At 74.0% G+C, this 1,495-nt stretch carries 1 protein-coding gene; it reads right to left on the reverse strand.

All coding sequences use genetic code 11. The features are described 5' to 3' along the window. A partial coding sequence (locus tag IE312_RS13705) for a glucosamine-6-phosphate deaminase (protein WP_229899686.1) occupies positions 1-664 on the reverse strand: 664 nt, incomplete at its 3' end. Between the last annotated feature and the right edge of the window lie 831 nt (positions 665-1,495).

Here is a 1,495-nt window from a genome sequence, read left to right on the forward strand (position 1 = left end):
AGGCGGGGCACACGGCGGCCACCGGCCCCTCGACGGTCGCGGCGACCGCGTCGGCCTTGCCCTCGCCGGTCGCCAGCAGCACCAGGTGCCGGGCCTCCAGGATCGTCCCGATGCCCTGGGTGATGACGTGGTGCGGGACCTGCCCGATGTCGCCGTCGAAGAAGCGGGCGTTGTCGATCCGGGTCTGTTCGGTCAGCGTCTTGATCCGGGTGCGCGAGGCGAGCGAGGAGCACGGCTCGTTGAACCCGATGTGCCCGTCGGTCCCGATGCCGAGCAGCTGGAGGTCGACCCCGCCGGCCTCGGCGAGCGCACGGTCGTACGCCTCGCACGCCGCCTGGACGTCCTGGGCCGTGCCGTCCGGCCCCAGGAACGCCGCCATGTCCATCCCGAGCGGCTCCAGCACCTCGCGGCGCAGCACCGAGCGGTAGGACTCCGGGTGGTCCGCGGGCAGTCCCACGTACTCGTCCAGCTGCGCTATCCGCGCCCGTGAGACGTCCACGGCACCGGAGCGGACCTTGGCGGTCAGCGCCTGGTAGACGGGCAGCGGGGTGGAGCCGGTGGCCACACCGAGCAGGGCGTCGGGCTTGCGTCGCAGCAGCTGGGCCATGGCCTCGGCGATCAGCTCGCCGCCGGCCGCGGCATCCGGAACGATGACAACTTCCACGCTGGGCCTGCCGTTCTGAAGAGGGCTCTGTGCGTCTCTATGTGGTTTAGACCAATCTAACAGAACCGGGGTCCTGGAGGGCGGGGACCGGAGGGCGAAATCGGGCAGGCGTCGGGCCAGGGAGGCCGCCGGTGCGCCGGGACGGCGTACCGGGCACCATGTCCGGGATCGGGGCCTACCAGCGCGTAGGTCGCCGGGTTGACCTGCACCTTGGGGGAGCCCGCAGCATCAGTGGAGGGGCCGGGCCGGTGATGCGCCCGGCCACTGGCTCGCGGCGCCGCCCCCCGGCGGGCTGCGGGTGAAGCCCTCCGGCACGGCGAGGGAGAAACCGGCCGGGTCCGGGTCAAGGGCACCGACTACATCTGGGCCGCCGGCGACAACGCCCAAGGTACCTGGTGGCGCACGGTCCGCAGCGGTTCCGCACCGGGGGCGGGGCCAAGGGGCACGGGCAGGGTCGTCCCGCGCAGTTCGACCTGGGCTGTCGGCGCGCTGCCGGGGCGCCGGGCCCGGGCGCCGGACCCCGGCCGGATCCGCGCGGGCGCCCCGGCCGGATCCGCGTGGCCGAGGGCTGCTCCGGCCCGGCCGTCCACCGCGCGCTGATCCGGTCGGCGGGGTCGTCGCCGTCCGCGCCCTGCGGGTTCGGGGGCGGAGGCGGGGGGCGGTGGGGAAATTGGCACGGGCATCCGGCCCCACGAGTGACCCGGGCGGGCTAGGCTGCGTGGCATCGAGTGCCGTGGATGCGCCCGCGCGGGACGCCTCCACGCCATGGACACGCCCTCATGGTCTAGTCCACAATCGAAGAGAACAAGCCTCCGTCTTCCCCGCACAGGA

This window comes from Streptomyces capoamus (assembly GCF_014654935.1).
GTDB lineage: Bacteria > Actinomycetota > Actinomycetes > Streptomycetales > Streptomycetaceae > Streptomyces > Streptomyces capoamus.